16 protein-coding genes are annotated in these 15,580 nt (G+C 72.2%); 6 read left to right on the forward strand and 10 right to left on the reverse strand.

Annotated features, from left to right (window positions below; genetic code table 11):
- Positions 1-305 precede the first annotated feature (305 nt).
- Complete coding sequence (locus tag BLR04_RS08105; RefSeq protein ID WP_245740106.1) at positions 306-1,679, forward strand: sensor histidine kinase; 1,374 nt, start codon at positions 306-308, stop codon at positions 1,677-1,679.
- On the opposite strand, the gene BLR04_RS08110 is transcribed toward BLR04_RS08105, so the two are convergent.
- The 7 genes from BLR04_RS08110 to BLR04_RS08140 form a co-directional block, all read right to left on the reverse strand.
- Positions 1,660-2,523, reverse strand: coding sequence for an LLM class F420-dependent oxidoreductase (locus tag BLR04_RS08110; protein ID WP_090761278.1), 864 nt, complete (start codon positions 2,521-2,523; stop codon positions 1,660-1,662). The genes BLR04_RS08105 and BLR04_RS08110 overlap by 20 nt on opposite strands.
- Positions 2,524-2,682: 159 nt before the next feature.
- Positions 2,683-3,075: a hypothetical protein gene (locus BLR04_RS08115; protein ID WP_143021983.1), complete on the reverse strand. Its 393-nt coding sequence runs from the start codon at positions 3,073-3,075 to the stop codon at positions 2,683-2,685.
- 11 nt (positions 3,076-3,086) lie between these two features.
- Entirely contained in the window at positions 3,087-3,473 is a 387-nt protein-coding gene (locus BLR04_RS08120) for a hypothetical protein (RefSeq protein WP_090761282.1), read from the reverse strand.
- Positions 3,474-4,227: 754 nt separating this feature from the next.
- Complete coding sequence (locus BLR04_RS08125; protein WP_090761284.1) at positions 4,228-4,593, reverse strand: STAS domain-containing protein; 366 nt, start codon at positions 4,591-4,593, stop codon at positions 4,228-4,230.
- A gap of 109 nt (positions 4,594-4,702) precedes the next feature.
- On the reverse strand, positions 4,703-5,317 hold the full coding sequence (locus tag BLR04_RS08130; protein ID WP_090761288.1) for a TetR/AcrR family transcriptional regulator: 615 nt from the start codon (positions 5,315-5,317) through the stop codon (positions 4,703-4,705).
- Between the two features lie 54 nt (positions 5,318-5,371).
- Complete coding sequence (locus BLR04_RS08135) at positions 5,372-5,809, reverse strand: CBS domain-containing protein (protein ID WP_090761290.1); 438 nt, start codon at positions 5,807-5,809, stop codon at positions 5,372-5,374.
- A 47-nt stretch (positions 5,810-5,856) separates the two neighbouring features.
- On the reverse strand, positions 5,857-6,519 hold the full coding sequence (locus BLR04_RS08140) for a potassium channel family protein (RefSeq protein WP_176902997.1): 663 nt from the start codon (positions 6,517-6,519) through the stop codon (positions 5,857-5,859).
- 205 nt (positions 6,520-6,724) lie between these two features.
- Here BLR04_RS08140 and BLR04_RS08145 point away from each other — a divergent pair, with 205 nt between their 5' ends.
- Complete coding sequence (locus BLR04_RS08145) at positions 6,725-7,318, forward strand: riboflavin biosynthesis intermediates N-glycosidase (protein WP_090761292.1); 594 nt, start codon at positions 6,725-6,727, stop codon at positions 7,316-7,318.
- Positions 7,319-7,341: 23 nt separating this feature from the next.
- On the opposite strand, the gene BLR04_RS08150 is transcribed toward BLR04_RS08145, so the two are convergent.
- Positions 7,342-7,884 carry an RNA 2'-phosphotransferase gene (locus BLR04_RS08150; protein WP_090761294.1) on the reverse strand — a complete coding sequence of 181 codons (543 nt, stop codon included), beginning with the start codon at positions 7,882-7,884 and terminating at the stop codon, positions 7,342-7,344.
- A 96-nt stretch (positions 7,885-7,980) separates the two neighbouring features.
- Here BLR04_RS08150 and BLR04_RS08155 point away from each other — a divergent pair, with 96 nt between their 5' ends.
- Positions 7,981-8,577, forward strand: coding sequence for a hypothetical protein (locus BLR04_RS08155; RefSeq protein ID WP_090761296.1), 597 nt, complete (start codon positions 7,981-7,983; stop codon positions 8,575-8,577).
- Between the two features lie 77 nt (positions 8,578-8,654).
- Here the strand turns inward: BLR04_RS08155 and recD2 are convergent, their stop codons facing one another.
- Positions 8,655-10,787 carry an SF1B family DNA helicase RecD2 gene (recD2, locus tag BLR04_RS08160; protein WP_090761298.1) on the reverse strand — a complete coding sequence of 711 codons (2,133 nt, stop codon included), beginning with the start codon at positions 10,785-10,787 and terminating at the stop codon, positions 8,655-8,657.
- A 42-nt stretch (positions 10,788-10,829) separates the two neighbouring features.
- The gene (locus tag BLR04_RS08165) at positions 10,830-11,975 is read right to left on the reverse strand and encodes an acetate/propionate family kinase (RefSeq protein ID WP_090761300.1); all 1,146 of its coding nucleotides are present in this window, start codon (positions 11,973-11,975) and stop codon (positions 10,830-10,832) included.
- A 105-nt stretch (positions 11,976-12,080) separates the two neighbouring features.
- Here BLR04_RS08165 and BLR04_RS08170 point away from each other — a divergent pair, with 105 nt between their 5' ends.
- Genes BLR04_RS08170 through BLR04_RS08180 form a run of 3 tightly spaced genes read left to right on the forward strand, consistent with a single transcriptional unit; the run spans position 12,081 to position 15,567 of the window.
- A complete protein-coding gene (locus tag BLR04_RS08170) occupies positions 12,081-12,569 on the forward strand; it encodes a (2Fe-2S)-binding protein (RefSeq protein WP_090761302.1) in 489 nt (162 codons plus the stop codon).
- Positions 12,566-13,537 carry an FAD binding domain-containing protein gene (locus tag BLR04_RS08175; protein ID WP_090761304.1) on the forward strand — a complete coding sequence of 324 codons (972 nt, stop codon included), beginning with the start codon at positions 12,566-12,568 and terminating at the stop codon, positions 13,535-13,537. The genes BLR04_RS08170 and BLR04_RS08175 overlap by 4 nt, the downstream gene beginning before the upstream one ends.
- Positions 13,534-15,567, forward strand: a complete 2,034-nt coding sequence (locus BLR04_RS08180) for a xanthine dehydrogenase family protein molybdopterin-binding subunit (RefSeq protein ID WP_090761306.1) — start codon at positions 13,534-13,536, stop codon at positions 15,565-15,567. The genes BLR04_RS08175 and BLR04_RS08180 overlap by 4 nt, the downstream gene beginning before the upstream one ends.
- Positions 15,568-15,580: the final 13 nt, after the last annotated feature.

Genomic DNA, 15,580 nt, shown 5'->3' on the forward strand with positions numbered 1-15,580 from the left:
CATCATGTCCAATTCCGCGCGTACGGTGTGCGCCTGGGGGGTGGCCGTGGCCCGCTCGCCCCCGAGAAATGTCAGCCACGGCCGGTTGTGCCGGTGATCCCGTCCACTATGCCGATGGGGCAGGGGTACTTCAAGGTGTGGCTGGGAGGAAACATCACCATTGGTCGGATCGGCGTACGGTTCGTGACCGTGATCTGCTGTCGCTCACCGTGGGTAGGCGGCTATCGAGGGCAGCTTTATGGGGGAATCGCCGGAAATTGGCGGCCATAGTTGTTCTCGTGTTCTTCTGTGTCGCGGGGGACGGGTTGAGCACACGGTTGAGTCACTCGCTGCGGACACGCCTGGCGCTGCTCGCAAGCTTCGCCATGCTCGCGGTGATCCTCGTGGCCTGCCTGTTCTCCATCCTCAGCATCCGCGGCGAGGTCGCCGACATCCGGACGCACGACCTGTCGGGCAAGGCCGTACGCGTCCTCCTCGAGGTCAAGCGCGAGCGGCTGCCCCCCGTCCTCGATCAGGACGGGCTCGACGGCATTCAGGTGGTCAACGCCGCCGGCAAGCCCGTCTCGTCCACGCCCAGCCTGGCCGGGCAGCCGCGCCAGGTGACCTCGATCCCGCGCGGCACCATGGCCAACGACACGGCCGAGCTCTGCGACCTGCCGGCCTTCCCCGGACAGTGCAAGCTCGTCGTGGCGCTGATCGCCTTCCAGCCGGACGGCCCCTGGGTCGTCTACGCCTTCGACCCCGCCGTCCCCTGGTACGTCAGCATCCAGATGCTGCTCATCCACGTCGGCGTCGTGATGGTGCTCGTCGCGCTGACCTGGATCGGCGTCTCCCACGTCGTCTCCAGGACGCTCACGCCCGTCGGCGGCATCACCGCGCGACTGTCCGAGATGAGCATGGGCCGCAGCGACGTGCACATCCCCGTCCCGGAGTCCGACGACGAGATCCGAGACCTCGCCGAGACGGCCAACCGCACGCTCGAACGGCTCCACACGGCGATGAAGCAGCAGGAGTCGGCGATGGAGCTGCAGCGCCGCTTCGCCGCCGACGCCTCCCACGACCTGCGCAGCCCGATCACGGCGATGCGCGCGCAGGTCGAGGAGGCCCTGCTGCACCCAGAGGACGCCGACTGGCGGGAGGTCGGCGGCGAGGTGCTGGCCAGCCTCGACCGGCTGCAGGCCATCGTCACCGACCTGCTCACCCTCAACAAGCTCGACGCCCACGCCCCCGCAGAACGCGTGCCGGTGGACATCGCCGAACTCGTCACCAACGAGACCATGCGGCAGCGCGGCAAGCCCGTTCGCGCCTCGCTGCAGGAAGGCGTGTTCGTCATGGGCAGCCCGCTGCAACTGGCCCGGCTGCTGGTCAACCTGCTCGACAACGCCGAACGGCACGCCGAGCGCGAGATCACCGTGGTCGTGCGGCGGGAGGGCGGCGACTGCGTCCTCGAGGTGCTCGACGACGGCGCCGGCATCGCGCCCGACCAGCGCGAAGCCGTCTTCCAGCGGTTCACCCGGCTGGACGCCTCGCGCAGCCGCGACGCCGGCGGCACCGGGCTCGGCCTGCCCATCGCCCGCGAGATCGCCCACGCCCACGGCGGCACCCTGACCATCGAGGACTCCGACGTGGGCGCCCGCTTCGTCCTGCGCATCCCGTGCGTCAGCGGCCCCGCGCCGTGATCGGGGCGACGCGCTCCGCCAGCTCGCCCACGTACGCCTGCCACTTGTCGTCCGCCGGGTCGGGGACGGCCACGATGACGTGGTCGATGCCCTGCTCGGCGAGCTCCGCGCAGCGCCGGACGCTCTCCGCCATGCTCTGCCCGTCGGCCACGCGCATGTGCAGCGTCTTCTCGATCTCCTCGTACGGCCGCCCGAGCCGTTCGCAGTGGGCGCGCAGCACGCCCAGCTTGTGTGGGACGTCGGCGCCGTACAGCAGGTTGCAGGCGTCGGCGTACTGGGCGACCAGGCGGAGCGTCCGCCGCTCGCCGCTGCCGCCTACCAGGACGAGTGGGTTCGCCTGCGGCGCGTTGAGCGTCCGTCCGAGGCGGTAGTGGCGGCCCTCGAAGGGGCCGTTGTCGTCGCTCCACATCTGGCGGGCGATCCGGAGGGTCTCCTCCAGCCGCTCGAACCGTTCGGCCGTCGGCGGGAAGCGCAGCCCGAGCCCGCGGGCCTCGTCCTCGTACCAGCCGGCGCCGATGCCGAGCACGGCCCGGCCACCGGACAGCGCGTCCAGCGTGCTGACCTGCTTCACCAGCAGGCCGGGCTCCCGGTACACCGGGCAGGTCACCAGCGCGCCCAGCGTCACCCGCGAGGTGAGGGCGGCGGCGTACGACAGCGCCCCGTACGCCTCCAGCATCGGGTCCTCGGCGCGGCCGAAGTTCGGGATCTGGAAGAGGTGGTCCATCACCCACAGGCTGCGCAGGCCCGCGCGGTCGGCACCGCGGGCGACGGCGGCGAACCTCTCGGCGATGGCGGCGTCGCCGCCGTCCCAGTGGAAACGCGGGCAGGTGAGACCGAGGTCCATGGAGGTGCTCCTTGAGAGGGGGAAAGCCCGCACGTCAGCGGTACGCGGGCATGAAAAAACCCTCTCGCCGGGGCCGGCGGAGAGGGTTGTCGTGGACCTTCATTGTCTCACGGTTGGTCCGGGCGAAGCGCCCCGGTGCCAGGGCGCCCCGCCGTCGCGTCAGGAGACCGTCAGGTAGAAGGCGGTGTCGCGCCCGTGGTTGAACACGTCCCTGCTCTGGACGCCGATGACGTCGCCGCCACCCCGCCAGTCCTCGCAGCGCGGCGCGCCCAGGTGGACCGAGAGCACGCGCGCGGTGCGGTACTCGCCCACCACCGTCGCGTGGATCGCCTGCGTCTCCTCCAGGTTGACGCTGTGGTCGAGGGCGACGCAGTACTCGCCCTCGTCGACCCGCCAGGTGCGTACGACGTTCTCGCCGTTCTCCAGGTATCCGTACGGGGAGATCAGCGCCGAGGCCTGCGCGTACGGCGTCTCGGCGGTGGCTGGGGCCGGAGCGGTGAGCACCGCCGCTCCGGCGAGCACGCCGGCGGTGCGGTGAAGGATGGTCTGCATGGTCACTCCGGTCAGAGGATCGCCAGGTCGAAGCCGCTGTCGGCGAGCTGGTTGGTCACGGTGCTGTAGACCTGGACCGCCACGGTGTTGTTGGTCTGGCCGCACAGCGCCGACGGGTTGCGGTAGGCGATGTGCGGCAGCCGCCGGGCGTGGCGCGGGGTGAGCTGGATGATCGCGTTCGCCGCGTTCACCGTCTCGGCGACCTCCACGCAGTACGACCCCACGGCGACGCGGCGGGCGGAGGTGATGTTCTTGGCGTTGTTCAGCGTGCCGTCCGCGTCGATGATCGCCCCGGCCCTCGCGTAAGGGGCGTAGACGTCGGCGACCGCGGGGGCGCCGGCCATGACGAGACTGGTGGCGGCCAGGACGAGCCCGCTTGCCAGGGTATGACGGAACATCGAGTCCCCTTTCGGTTACACAAAGTGATCTGCAGCGGAAAACGTAGGTGAGGGGGACTCTTCACGCCACGAACCACCCCGTATGGCGACGTCCAAGAAAAGTTGACCATGTCGGGAAGGTCGTGAGTCGGTGTCCAGGGGTTCGGCATCCCCAGGACGGGCCGCTGATGTTCACCTGACCGGCCGCCGGGTCCGCAGGAGCACGCCGTGGCGAGGCGTCCGGAGGCCTCCCGGTGGGGGTCGAGAAGCTGGCGTCAATGGGGCTATCTGTGCCTAATGCTGACTTGTACCCGGACAGGGGCCGTACCCAAGAGGACCGTCGTTTTGCCTTCCGAGGTGTGACGGGCGCGCTCGTGTGTCCCGCAGGGCGGTGCGGCTATGGTCAGCGCGCTATTTCATGATCTGTGCCTGGTTAGTACGAAATACAAGCATTTTTGCGCTTGCGTGGGCGTGTGAGGGCTCCCTTCAAGTCTCCGTGAAATGAGTGAAAGTTGGATGATTTGTCCTGATTTGGGTGCTAGCGTCGTTTTTGGGATCAATCAACGGGGGAGGAAGCATGGCTGAATACCCGGGATGTGGCCGAGGCTGGCGCCGCCGCCGCTTCTGCCGCTTCCGTCGCCGTAGGCGGTGGTGGGGCGGTCCATGGCGCGGCTGGGACGACTGGTGGTGGTAACTCCGGTCCCATGGAACAAGAGCCGGTGGCGAGAGCCGCCGGCTCTCTTCGTGCCAGGACCGTCGGGCGCGCGGCGGCGCGTCAGAGTGAACGTTTGAACGGGGGACGCGCGGCGGCGACGGCGTCCTCGACCGTGTCGTACACGGGGATGTGCGCCGCCACGCCGGTCACCTGGAAGAGCCGTGCGGGCAGGCGTTGCGCCGCGGCGAGGTGGACCGTGCCACCGTGCCGCAGGCAGTCGGTCGCGGTCATCAGCAGGACGTGCAGACCCGAACTGTCGAGGAACGGCATCCGCGCCAGGTCGAACACCACCGCGTCCGACGGGTCGCGCCTGGCCTCGCGCAGGTAGGACTCGAACTGGGCCCGGTTGGTGGCGTCGACCTCACCACAGACGGTGATCACCGTCACGCCGGGCAGGTAGTGGTGCGCCAGCGACAGCGGCGGCATCTAGGGCGTCACTGTTCGCGGCCGGGGGACATGCGCCATCCACGAAGAATATTCCCGCGACGTCCCGTGCGGTAGCCGGTGTTCGGTGCGGGGAAGGTTGCGCGGGCACTCAGTGGGTGGACACGGCCGCGGGAGCGGGGTGGCTGAGGAGTGACAGCGTCGTCGTCACGAGCACCCGCTCGGCCTCGTCCGTCGTGAGCCGTCCGGCCTCCCGGTCCTGGGCGGCACTGTGGATGATCGAGAAAAACACGGTGACGAGCCACGGCAGCGGCAGGTCCGTACGGAAGTCTCCGTCGCGGCGGCCCCGGGCGAGGAGCTGTTCGACCCGCCGCAGCGGGCGCTCGTGCCGCTCGCGCACCAGGTCGGAGGCGAGGAACCGGTCGGCGGACGGCAACAGCCTGCGGTGCCGGTCGAGCACCTCCCACGACGAGCGCAGCAACCCGGCCATGGCCTCGGGCGCGGGCGCCGCGTCGATCGCCTCGTCGGCCAGCGCCTCGTCGGTCATGCGCACCGTACGGTCGAGCACTGCGGCGACCAGCGCCTCACGCGACGGGAAACGGCCGTGCAGGACGCCTTCGTCGACCCCCGCGGCCCTGGCGATGTCCGCGACGTTCGCCGCCGGATCGGCGCTGAGCAGCCGAGCGCCCGCCTCGAGGATCGCGGCGGCGGGGTCGCCGTCCGCACGCCGGGCGGCTGCGGGCTGTCGTGTCGCGGTCGTGGTCATGTGCCCACCCTACGACGCTGCCCCTCGCGTCCGGACGGCGACGGTGACGCGGTGTCAGATGGCGTGATCAACCAGCGACTGGAGGGTGACGGCGCCGGTGAGACGGTCGTCCTCGACGACGGCGACGACCGGGCTGCGGGTGCGCGCCATCAGCGCGGCCAGCTCCAGCACGGTGGCCTTCGAGTCGGCCACCGGCAGCTCGCGCGGCTGCTCCGGCAGGCATTCGCGGACCGTCCTCCCGCCGAGCCGCTGCAGGAACGTGTCGGCGTGGGCCTCGTCCACCACCCGGGCCAGCGCCGGGTCGTCGCGGCAGTAGGCGGGCACCGCCAGCCGCAGCACCTGGGTGCCGGGCAGGATGTACAGCGGCCGCCCGTCGCCGTCGACGAGGATGAGGCCGGGAAGATCCTGCTCGGCCAGCAATCTGGCCGCCTCCAGCGCCGGGGTGTCCATGGTGACCGTCGGGAACTCGACGGCGAGATCGCGTGCGCGCATTGTCGCCTCCGCCTTCACGGTAGCCGACGCGCCCGCGCGGCGCGGGGCTACGGAAGTTCGGAGAAACGGTCGATCTGCTCGGTGGTGCCGGAGACGAGCACCACGTCGCCGTAGGACAGCTCGGTCTCCGCGGTGGCGTACGTGAACTCCTCACCCCGGGGCTTGACCGCGACGATGGTGACGCCGTACTTGCGGCGCAGGTTGGAGCGGCCGAGGGGCACGCCGACGTACTCCTTCGGCGGCGCGGTCTTCGCCAGCGCGAAGTTCTCGTCGACCTGCATGTAGTCGAGCATGCGCCCGCTCACCAGGTGGGCCACCCGCTCGCCCATGTCGTGCTCGGGGAAGACGACGTGGTGGGCCCCGATGCGGCTCAGGATGCGGCCGTGCTGGGTGCTGATCGCCTTGGCCCAGATGTCGTTGATCTCCAGCTCCACCAGCAGCGACGTGGTGAGGATGCTGGCCTCGATGTCGCCGCCCACGGCCACCACCGCCTGGTAGAAGTCGGGCACGCCGAGCTGGCGCAGGGCCTCCATGTCGGTGGCGTCGGCGGTCGCGATCTGGGTGATCTGCCCCGCCAGGCTCTGGGTGATCTTGGGCCGGTTGTCGATGGCCAGGACCTCGGTGCCGCGCCGGGTGAGCTCCAGCGCCAGTGACGTGCCGAACCGGCCCAGGCCGATGACGACCACCGGGTCGCCTTTGTACTCAGCCAACGGTGACTCGCTCCTCAGGGGGTGGTAACGCCTCCCGTGAGGCCTTCGGCCGATGCTCGGTGCCGGCCGTTCCCCCGGGCGCGTGGCCTACCGTAACAGGCCCGGTGAGCGCCAGAGCACCCACGTGTCCTTGACGGGGAAACCATGCCTTCTTGACGCTCGCGTCTCGCGCGGCGAGATGGCCGGTTGTGGCACTGTGGTCGGTATGTCCGACGAGTTAGCTCTGCCCCTGTCCGTGGACGAGGCCGTCGCCGCCGAGAAGTCCGGTCGGCGGCTGAAGTACCTCTACTTCTGGGGGCATCGGCCCGCGCGTGGCGGCGGGGTCGGGCCCGGGTGCCTGAGTCAGTGGTGGCCGGGCGCCTTCAGCGAGGACGGGCACACGTACGCCTCCGCCGAGCACTACATGATGGCGCACAAGGCCTGGCTGTTCGGCGACGAGGCGAGCGCGGCGGCGATCCTCGCGGCCGGGCACCCGAGGGACGCCAAGAACCTGGGCCGCGCCGTACGCGGGTTCGACCAGGCGGTGTGGGAGTCGCGCCGCTTCGACATCGTGGTACGGGGAAACGTCGCCAAGTTCGGTCAGCAGCCGGAGCTGCTCGGCTTCCTCCTGTCCACCGGCGACCGGGTGCTGGTGGAGGCGAGCCCGCACGACCGGGTGTGGGGCATCGGCCTGTCCGCCGGCGACGACCGCGCCGCCTCGCCGACGACCTGGCAGGGACTCAACCTGCTCGGCTTCGCCCTGATGTCCGCCCGCACCACCCTCCGCGCGAACCACCCCACCGACCTCCGCACCACCTGAGGTCCCGCGACAGCGCGAAGAGGTCAGGAGGGGAAGAGCAGGTAGGGCGGTGGGACGTGGTCCACCAGCCAGACGCCGTTCGCGCTGCACCGGAACGCGTACCCGTCGGCGTGCATCCTCCCGGCCGCCACCACCAGCACCACGGGGACGCCCCGGCGCGCCCCCACCCGCGTCGCCGTCTCCCGATCAGGCGACAGATGGACGTGGTGCCGGCTCATCGGCCGCAGGCCGTCGTCCCTGATCGCGGCGAGAAACCGTCCGACGGTGCCGTGGTACAGCACCGCGGGCGGCTCCGCCCGCGCGAGCCCGAGGTCCACGGGCACGCTGTGCCCCTGGTTGGCGCGGATCCGCCCGCCCTCCAGCGCGTGACGGCGCTTGGCGTCAGCGGCGACGACCTCCCGCAGTTCCTCTTCGGTGATCGGGAAGCCGTCCTCGGCGGCGGCCCGCAGCAACGTCTCCACCTCGACCCAGCCGCCACTGTCGAGCACGAGCCCGATGGCCTGCGGATCGTGCCGGAGATGCCGGGAGAGGTACTTGGAAATGCGCGTGATGCGCTGCTCGTCCATTGATGCCATCGTGCCGTGGAACGGCTGGAGTGCCAACAGGTGACGAAAGAGTCTCAACCTTCTCGCGGCATCGGGCCGGCATGAGATTTTGGTCCGGTGACCGCGCAGATCCCGGACACCATCGACATCGACGGCAGCCCGCACGCCCTGGCCGCCGTCGACGGTGACCCGCTTTTCGACCCCGTTGGACACGACGTCTTCCCGGGACCGTTCCACACGGGCTGCCACCGCGGCTACGTCTGCGGCTACTCGATCGCGGACGACCGCCTGACGCTGCGGGAGCTGGTGCTCGGCCAGCACGCGACGGTGGCGGGCCGTCCCATCTCACCCGGCGCCACCGTCTTCGGCGCGAGCGTCACCGAGGACGCCGGCGACGGGTCGTACACCGCGGCCCCGCTGAGCGTGCACGTCCCGTTCTCGGGCAGGCTGCTCGCCGGACGCGGCATCATCGAGCACCTGCACGTCGACATGGGGTTCGCGCCCGGCTGGAGGTACGCGCGCGTGGTCGAGGTCGTCCTCGACGCGGGCCACGTGGTCGCCCGCGTCGACCGTTCCGCGGAGGTGGCGGCGGTGCGCGACGCCGTGCTCGACGGCGTCATCCCCGACCCGGACGGCGACCCGCGCGGCGCCGGCTGGGTCAGACGCACCTTCACCCTCACCTACGACCGCACCTTCCCCCCCACCCACCGCTAGCCCCCCGGCCGCGGGTTCGCGCCTGCCCGCCGCCGGCACCCGCACGACGGTCGGAAGCGCGAGGTTCCGGCTGAGGGTCAGGAGCTCAGGGCGAGGGTGAGGCGGCGGGGGAGGCCGGTGTTGCGGGGGTGGCCCAGACGGTGGACGGCCAGTTCGAGGGCCTCTCGTTGGCCTACCAGGACGACCCAGGCCTTGGCCCGGGTCACCAGGGTGTAGAGGAGCTTGCGGCGCAGCATGATGCCGCCGGACTCGGCCACGATCGGCGCCACCACGAACGGGTACTCGCTGCCCTGCGACCGGTGCACGCTGATCGCGTAGGCGTGGGTCAGGTCGTCGAGCTCGTCGAAGCCGTAGCGGACCGTCTCGCCGTCGTCGGTGCGGATGTCGATCGCGCGCTCCTCTCGCACCACCGCGGTCACCGTGCCGGTCTCGCCGTTGAAGACGCCCTTGTCGTAGTTGTTGCGGATGGGCATCACCCGGTCGCCCACCCGGAACACCGTCGCCCCCGACCAGTGCTCGGGCTTGTCGTCGGCGGCCGGGTTGAGCTGGTCCTGGATGAGCCGCCCGAGGGCGGTGGCGCCCGTCTCGCCCTTGCGCATCGGGCACAGCACCTGAACCTGCCCGGGCGGCACCCCCTGCTTGCGCGGGATCGCCACCATCGCCAGGTGGGCGACCCGCCGCGCCACCTGAGCCGGATCGTCGAGCTCCTCGAACCAGAACCCGCCGCCGCCCGGAAGCCCGGGCAGGCGGCCGGCGCGCACCCGGTGGGCGGCGTCGACGATGCCGCTGCCGTCGGCCTGCCGGAAGACGTGGGTGAGGTGCACGCGCGGGATCGCCGGCACCCGCAGCAGGTCGGCCAGGACGTCGCCGGCGCCGATGCTCGGCAGCTGGTCGGCGTCGCCGATGAGCAGCAGGTGGCTGCCGGGCCGCACGGCGGCGGTGAGCCGGGTGGCGAGGTGGAGGTCGAGCATGGACGCCTCGTCGACCACGACCAGGTCGGCCTGCGAGGGCCGCTCGTCGAACAGCGTCTCGGGGTCGGGGTCGGGCTGCTGGGCGAGCATGCGGTGGACGGTCATCGCCGGCATGCCGGTCAGCTCCGACAGCCGTTTGGCCGCCTTGCCGGTCGGCGCGGTCAGCGTGACCGAGCCCCCCGCGGCCCGCACCGTGGCCGCGACGGCCTTGACGGTGTGGCTCTTGCCGCACCCCGGACCACCCGTGATGATCGACACCGTGCTCGTCAGCGCCATGGTGACCGCCGCGCGCTGGTCGTCGTGGAGCGCCGGGTCTTCGTCGTAGGAGCGCAGCGGCAGCGTCGAGCGGGCCCGGCACAGCGCGGCGAGCTGCGCGGTCAGTGCCGTCTCGCGACTGTGGACGTGTTTCGGGTACGCCACCACCTGCTCGGGACGGTCGGGTGACGTCTCCAGCACCAGCCGCCGCTCGGCCGCCAGCGCGTCGACCACCGGGCGCACCAGCTCGTGGTCCTGCTCGATCAGCTCGGCGGCCTCGCGCACCAGCGCCGGCACCGGTACGAAGCAGTGGCCGTCGCGGCTGCCCGCCGCCTCCAGCCGGTCGAGCAGCGCCGCCCTGACCCGCTGCGGGCTGCGCTCGGGCACCCCGGCCTGCAGGGCGATGCGGTCGGCGACGCGGAACGCGACGCCCCTGACCCGGCCGATGAGGCGGTAAGGGTCGGTGGCCAGCACCTCGTCGGCGTCGGCGCCGAACACCTGGTAGATCTTGGTGGCCAGCAGCGGGCTCACCCCGAGCCCCTGCAGCGTCACCATGAGCGCGGCGATGGCCTTCTGCTCCTGCCACGCCTGCACGATCTGCGCCTGCCGCAGCGGCCCGATGTTGACGACCTCGGTGAGCCGTTCCGGCTCGGCATCGATGACCTTGAGCGTGTGCTCCCCGAAGTGGTCGACGATCGCGTACGCCAGCCGTGGCCCGATGCCGCGGATCAGCCCCGAGCCGAGGTAGACGCGGATGGCCCGCACCGACGACGGCGTGACCCGCTCGCACTCGGTGACCGCGAACCGGCGGCCGTACCGGGGATGGGTGCTCCAGTCGCCGAGCAGCCGCAGCGTCTCGCCGGGCTGCACCCCCGCGAGGGCGCGCCCGGTCGCCACGAAAGCCGGCACGCCGTCGGCGCTCATGCGCGCCACGGTGTACGCGTCCTCGCGGACGTAGACGAGCTGTTCGACCGACGCCTCCACACCAGAGATCCAACCACCTGCCACCGACAAACGGCGCGGCCGTCAGACGACCTCCGCCGCCAGGACCGCCAGGCATTCGCGGGCGAGCTGGAGTTCCTCCCGCACCTGCACCACGAGGACGGGCACGGCGGCGTCGTACGGGCTGACCGGCCCGTCGTCGGGACGGTTGCCGCGCACCGGCGGCCGGACGCCGAGCAGGCCGAGGCGGCGGCACACGGCCTCGCGCACCTCGGGCTGGTCCCAGCCGATCTCGCCGGTGAACACGAGCGCGTCGACCCGCGCGAGCGAGGTGGCGGAGGCGGCGATCTCCCTGGCGACCCGGTGGGCGAAGACGCGCAGCGCGAGGGCGGCGGCCGCGTCGCCGTCCCGCTCGGCCGCGACCAGGTCGCGGGTGTCGCCGGAACGTCCGTCCGACAGGCCGAGCAGCCCCGAGCGGCGTTCGAGGCCGTCGGTGAGCTCCTCCAGCGACAGGTGGCCCTGCGCCAGCAGCCAGGTCAGCATCCCCGGGTCGACGCTGCCCGAGCGCCTGCTCATGGGCAGCCCGTCGAGCGGCGTGAACCCCATCGAGGTGTCGAGGCTGCGCCCGCCCGACACCGCGCACACCGAGCAGCCGCCGCCCAGGTGCGCCAGCACGAGCTCCAGCTCGTCCACCGGACGGCCGAGCAGCTCGGCCACCCGGTCGGTGGCCCACGCGTACGACAGGCCGTGGAAGCCGTAGCGGCGCAGGCCGTGCCGTTCGCGCCACTCGCGCGGCAGCGGGTACGTGGCGGCCGCGTCCGGCAGGCCGGCGTGGAAGGCGGTGTCGGGGCAGATCACGTGCGGCACGGCAGGGAGCTGCTCGCGGGCCGCCTCCAGCAGCGCGAGCGCGGGCGGCAGGTGCAGCGGCGCCAGGGGGACGAGGCCGCGCAGCGCGTCCGCCGTCTCGTCGTCGGCCACCGCCGGCTGCGAGAGCAGGTCGCCGCCGTGGACGACGCGGTGCGCCACCGCCCGGACGTCGCGGTCGAAGTGCCCGCCGAGGAACGACGCCAGCTCCTCACTGGCCGAACCCGGTTCGACGGCCCGCTCGGAGCGCGCGCTGTCGATCACGCAGCCGCCCTGCACGAGGTCGAGGCGCAGGCTGGAGGAGCCCGCGTTGACCGTGAGGATCGCCGCGGGTTCGCCCGTCTCCGCATCCGGTGCCCAGCCCATGCCCGCCCGGCTACCCGCCCGTACCGGCGCGAAACGAATGTCGGGAACGGCCGCTTTACCGTGGTCTGGGGTTGCCTCTTTTGCCCCCCGGGTAGGCGATGCGCCATGGAGATCACGCTGCAGGTGAACGGGAAAGCCCGCACGGTGGACGTGGACCCGCGGATATCGCTTCTCGACCTGCTGCGGGAGCGACTCGGGCTGATCGGCGCCAAGAAGGGCTGCGATCACGGCCAGTGCGGCGCCTGCACGGTCCTGCTCGACGGTCGGCGCGCCCTGTCGTGCCTGGCGCTGGCGGTGGCGGTGGAGGGCCGCGCCGTCACCACCGTCGAGGGGCTCGCGTCAGGCGACGACCTGCACCCCCTGCAGGCGGCCTTCATCGAGCACGACGCCTTCCAGTGCGGCTACTGCACCCCTGGCCAGCTCTGCTCGGCGGCCGGGATGCTGGACGAGCCGGGCCCGAGCGCCGTCACCGAGGACCTCCGCACCGACCCCGGCCTGACACCCGACGAGATCAGGGAGCGCATGAGCGGCAACCTGTGCCGGTGCGGCGCGTACGTCAACATCGTCAGCGCGATCTCCGAGGTGGCCAGGTGAAGACCTTCGACTACGCCCGCGCGGACTCCGCGGCCGAGGCCGTGCGCGACCACGCACCGGGCACCATGTATCTCGGCGGCGGCACCAACCTGGTCGACCTCATGCGGCTGGGCGTGGCCGAGCCCGACCGGCTGGTGGACGTGAGCCGCCTGCCGCTCGACCGGATCGAGCAGGCGGGCGACCGCGTCCGCATCGGCGCGACCGTGCGCAACAGCGACCTCGCGGCCGACCCTGGAATCCGCGCGCGCTACCCCATGCTGGCCAGGGCGGTGCTGACGGGGGCGTCGGGGCAGGTGCGCAACGTCGCCACGGTCGCCGGCAACCTGCTGCAGCGCACCCGGTGCGCGTACTTCCAGGACGTCACCCGGCCGTGCAACAAGCGCCGGCCGGGCTCGGGCTGCCCGGCGATCGCGGGCGACCACACCAACCTGGCGATCATGGGCGCGTCCGAGGCGTGCGTGGCCACCCACCCGTCCGACATGGCGGTGGCGCTGACGGCGCTCGGGGCCGAGGTCCACGTGACGGGGACGGGCGGCGACCGCGTCATACCGATGCCGGGGCTGCACCGCCTGCCCGGCGACGAGCCGGAACGCGACACCGTCCTCGAGCCCGGCGAGCTCATCGTCGCCGTCGAGCTGCCGCCACCGCCGCCCGGCGCGATGGTGTACCGGAAGGTGCGCGAGCGGGCGTCGTTCGCGTTCGCGCTGGTGTCCATCGCCGCGGCGCTGGACGTCGGCGCCGACGGCACGGTCGCCGGCTGCCGCATCGCCCTCGGCGGCCTGGCGCACGTGCCCTGGCGGGCCGAGCGCGCCGAGCAGGCCCTGCTCGGCGGGCCCGCGACCGGCGAGGCGTTCCTGCGGGCCGCCGAGGCCGAGCTCGAACAGGCCAGTCCGCTGCCGCGCAACGCCTACAAGGTGCCGCTGACGCGCAACCTGATCGTCTCCACGCTCGAGGGGCTGGCATCGTGAACCGTATCGAGGGGCGCGTCAAGGTCACCGGGCTCGCGACGTACGCGGCCGAGTACCCGGTCGAGGGCCTCGTCCACGCCTTCCCCGTGCAGTCGCAGATCGCCAAGGGCCGCATCAGGCAGGTGGACGCCGCGCAGGCGCTCGCGATGCCGGGCGTGCTCGCGGTGCTCTCCAGCGAGGACCCGCCCGAGCTGGCCGCGGCCGCGAGCGGGGAGCTGGCCCTGTTCCAGAGCCGTGAGGTCGCCTACCGCGGCCAGCTCGTCGCCGCCGTCGTGGCCGACACCCTCGACAACGCCCGCGCCGCCGCGGCGGCCGTCCGCGTCGGGTACGACCCCGACGACCACGACGTGAGCCTGCGCGCCGACCATCCGGGCCTCTACAAGCCCGACACGGTCAACCCAGGGCTGCCCACCGACACCGAGAAGGGCGACGTCGAGGCCGGCCTGGCCGCGGCGGCCACCGTCGTCGAGGTCACGTACGCGACGCCCGTCCTGCACAACAACCCCATGGAGCCGCACGCGGCGATCGCCTGCTGGGACGACGAGGGCCGGCTCCTGGTGTACGACACCGCCCAGGGCACGACGTGGAGCCGCGACATCCTCGCTCGCGTCCTCGGCCTGCCTGCCGACCGGGTGCGGGTGGTGTCCCGGCACGTCGGCGGCGGTTTCGGCTCGAAGGGCACGCCCCGTCCGCAGGCGGTGCTGGCCGCGCTGGCCGCCAGGGCGGTGGGCCGCCCGGTCAAGGCCGTGCTGACCCGGCAGCAGATGTTCGACGTCACCGGCTACCGCACGCCGACGATCCAGCGGCTGCGGCTCGGCGCCGACGCCGAGGGCCGGCTGACGGCGCTGGAGCACGTCGCGTACGAGCAGAGCTCCACGCTGGAGGAGTTCGCCGAGCAGACCGCCACGCCGACGCGGATCATGTACGCCACGCCCGCGCTGCGCACCGCGCACCGCCTGGTGCGGCTGGACGTCGCCACGCCGTCGTGGATGCGCGCCCCGGGGGAGGCGCCCGGCATGTACGCGCTGGAGTCGGCGATGGACGAGCTGGCCTACGCCGCCGGCATGGACCCGATCGAACTGCGCGTCGTCAACGAACCGGACACCGAGCCGCACAGCGGCCTGCCGTACAGCTCCCGCGACCTCGTGGGCTGCCTGCGCGAGGGCGCGCGCCGCTTCGAATGGGAACGGCGCGACCCCGCGCCGGGCGTCAGGCGCGACGGGGAATGGCTGGTCGGCACCGGCGTGGCGGCCTCGACGTACCCGGCCAGGCGCCGGCCGTCGCGGGCGCGGGCCGTGCGGCGCGAGGACGGCGACTACCTCGTCCAGGTGGCCGCCGCCGACATCGGCACGGGCGCGCGTACGGCGCTGACCACGATCGCGGCGGGCGCGCTCGGCGTCGACCCCGACCAGGTGCACGTGGAGCTGGGCGACAGCGACCTGCCGGCCGCGCCGGTCGCGGGCGGCTCGATGGGCACGGCGTCGTGGGGGTCGGCGGTCGTGCGCGCCTGCGAGGAGCTCAAGAGCGACGGCAGGGAGGGCGTGGCCGACACCACGGAGGAGATCGAGGGGGACGCCCAGTTCGCCAGGCACGCGTTCGGCGCCCAGTTCGCCGAGGTGCGGGTCAGCTCCGTCACCGGCGAGGTGCGCGTCTCGCGCCTGCTCGGCGTCTTCGCCGCCGGCCACATCATCGACCCGCAGCTGGCCAGGTCGCAGTTCATCGGCGGCATGACGATGGGGATGGGCATGGCGCTGATGGAGGAGACGCTGACCGACGAGGAGTTCGGCGGCTTCCTGCGCCGCGACCTCGCGCAGTACCACGTACCCGCCTGCGCCGACGTGCGCGACGTGGAGGCCGTCTGGCTGGACGAGCGCGACGTGGAGCTCAACCCGATGGGCAGCAAGGGCATCGGCGAGATCGGCATCGTCGGCACGGCCGCCGCGATCGGCAACGCCGTGTTCCACGCCACCGGGCACCGCCTGCGCGAACTCCCCATCACGCCGGCGAAGATCCTCATGTCGAGGTTTTAGCCCTTTTTGACGC

It is taken from the genome of Nonomuraea maritima (assembly GCF_900100395.1).
Classification (GTDB): Bacteria; Actinomycetota; Actinomycetes; order Streptosporangiales; family Streptosporangiaceae; genus Nonomuraea; species Nonomuraea maritima.

What these genes read in the sequence shown, in the direction of transcription:
- BLR04_RS08110 (WP_090761278.1), bottom strand. Translation starts at nt 2,523, where the DNA reads ATGGACCTCGGTCTCACCTGCCCGCGTTTCCACTGGGACGGCGGCGAC.
- BLR04_RS08115 (WP_143021983.1), bottom strand. Translation starts at nt 3,075, where the DNA reads ATGCAGACCATCCTTCACCGCACCGCCGGCGTGCTCGCCGGAGCGGCG.
- BLR04_RS08120 (WP_090761282.1), bottom strand. Translation starts at nt 3,473, where the DNA reads ATGTTCCGTCATACCCTGGCAAGCGGGCTCGTCCTGGCCGCCACCAGT.
- BLR04_RS08125 (WP_090761284.1), bottom strand. Translation starts at nt 4,593, where the DNA reads ATGCCGCCGCTGTCGCTGGCGCACCACTACCTGCCCGGCGTGACGGTG.
- BLR04_RS08130 (WP_090761288.1), bottom strand. Translation starts at nt 5,317, where the DNA reads ATGACCACGACCGCGACACGACAGCCCGCAGCCGCCCGGCGTGCGGAC.
- BLR04_RS08135 (WP_090761290.1), bottom strand. Translation starts at nt 5,809, where the DNA reads ATGCGCGCACGCGATCTCGCCGTCGAGTTCCCGACGGTCACCATGGAC.
- BLR04_RS08145 (WP_090761292.1), top strand. Translation starts at nt 6,725, where the DNA reads ATGTCCGACGAGTTAGCTCTGCCCCTGTCCGTGGACGAGGCCGTCGCC.
- BLR04_RS08150 (WP_090761294.1), bottom strand. Translation starts at nt 7,884, where the DNA reads ATGGACGAGCAGCGCATCACGCGCATTTCCAAGTACCTCTCCCGGCAT.
- BLR04_RS08165 (WP_090761300.1), bottom strand. Translation starts at nt 11,975, where the DNA reads ATGGGCTGGGCACCGGATGCGGAGACGGGCGAACCCGCGGCGATCCTC.
- BLR04_RS08170 (WP_090761302.1), top strand. Translation starts at nt 12,081, where the DNA reads ATGGAGATCACGCTGCAGGTGAACGGGAAAGCCCGCACGGTGGACGTG.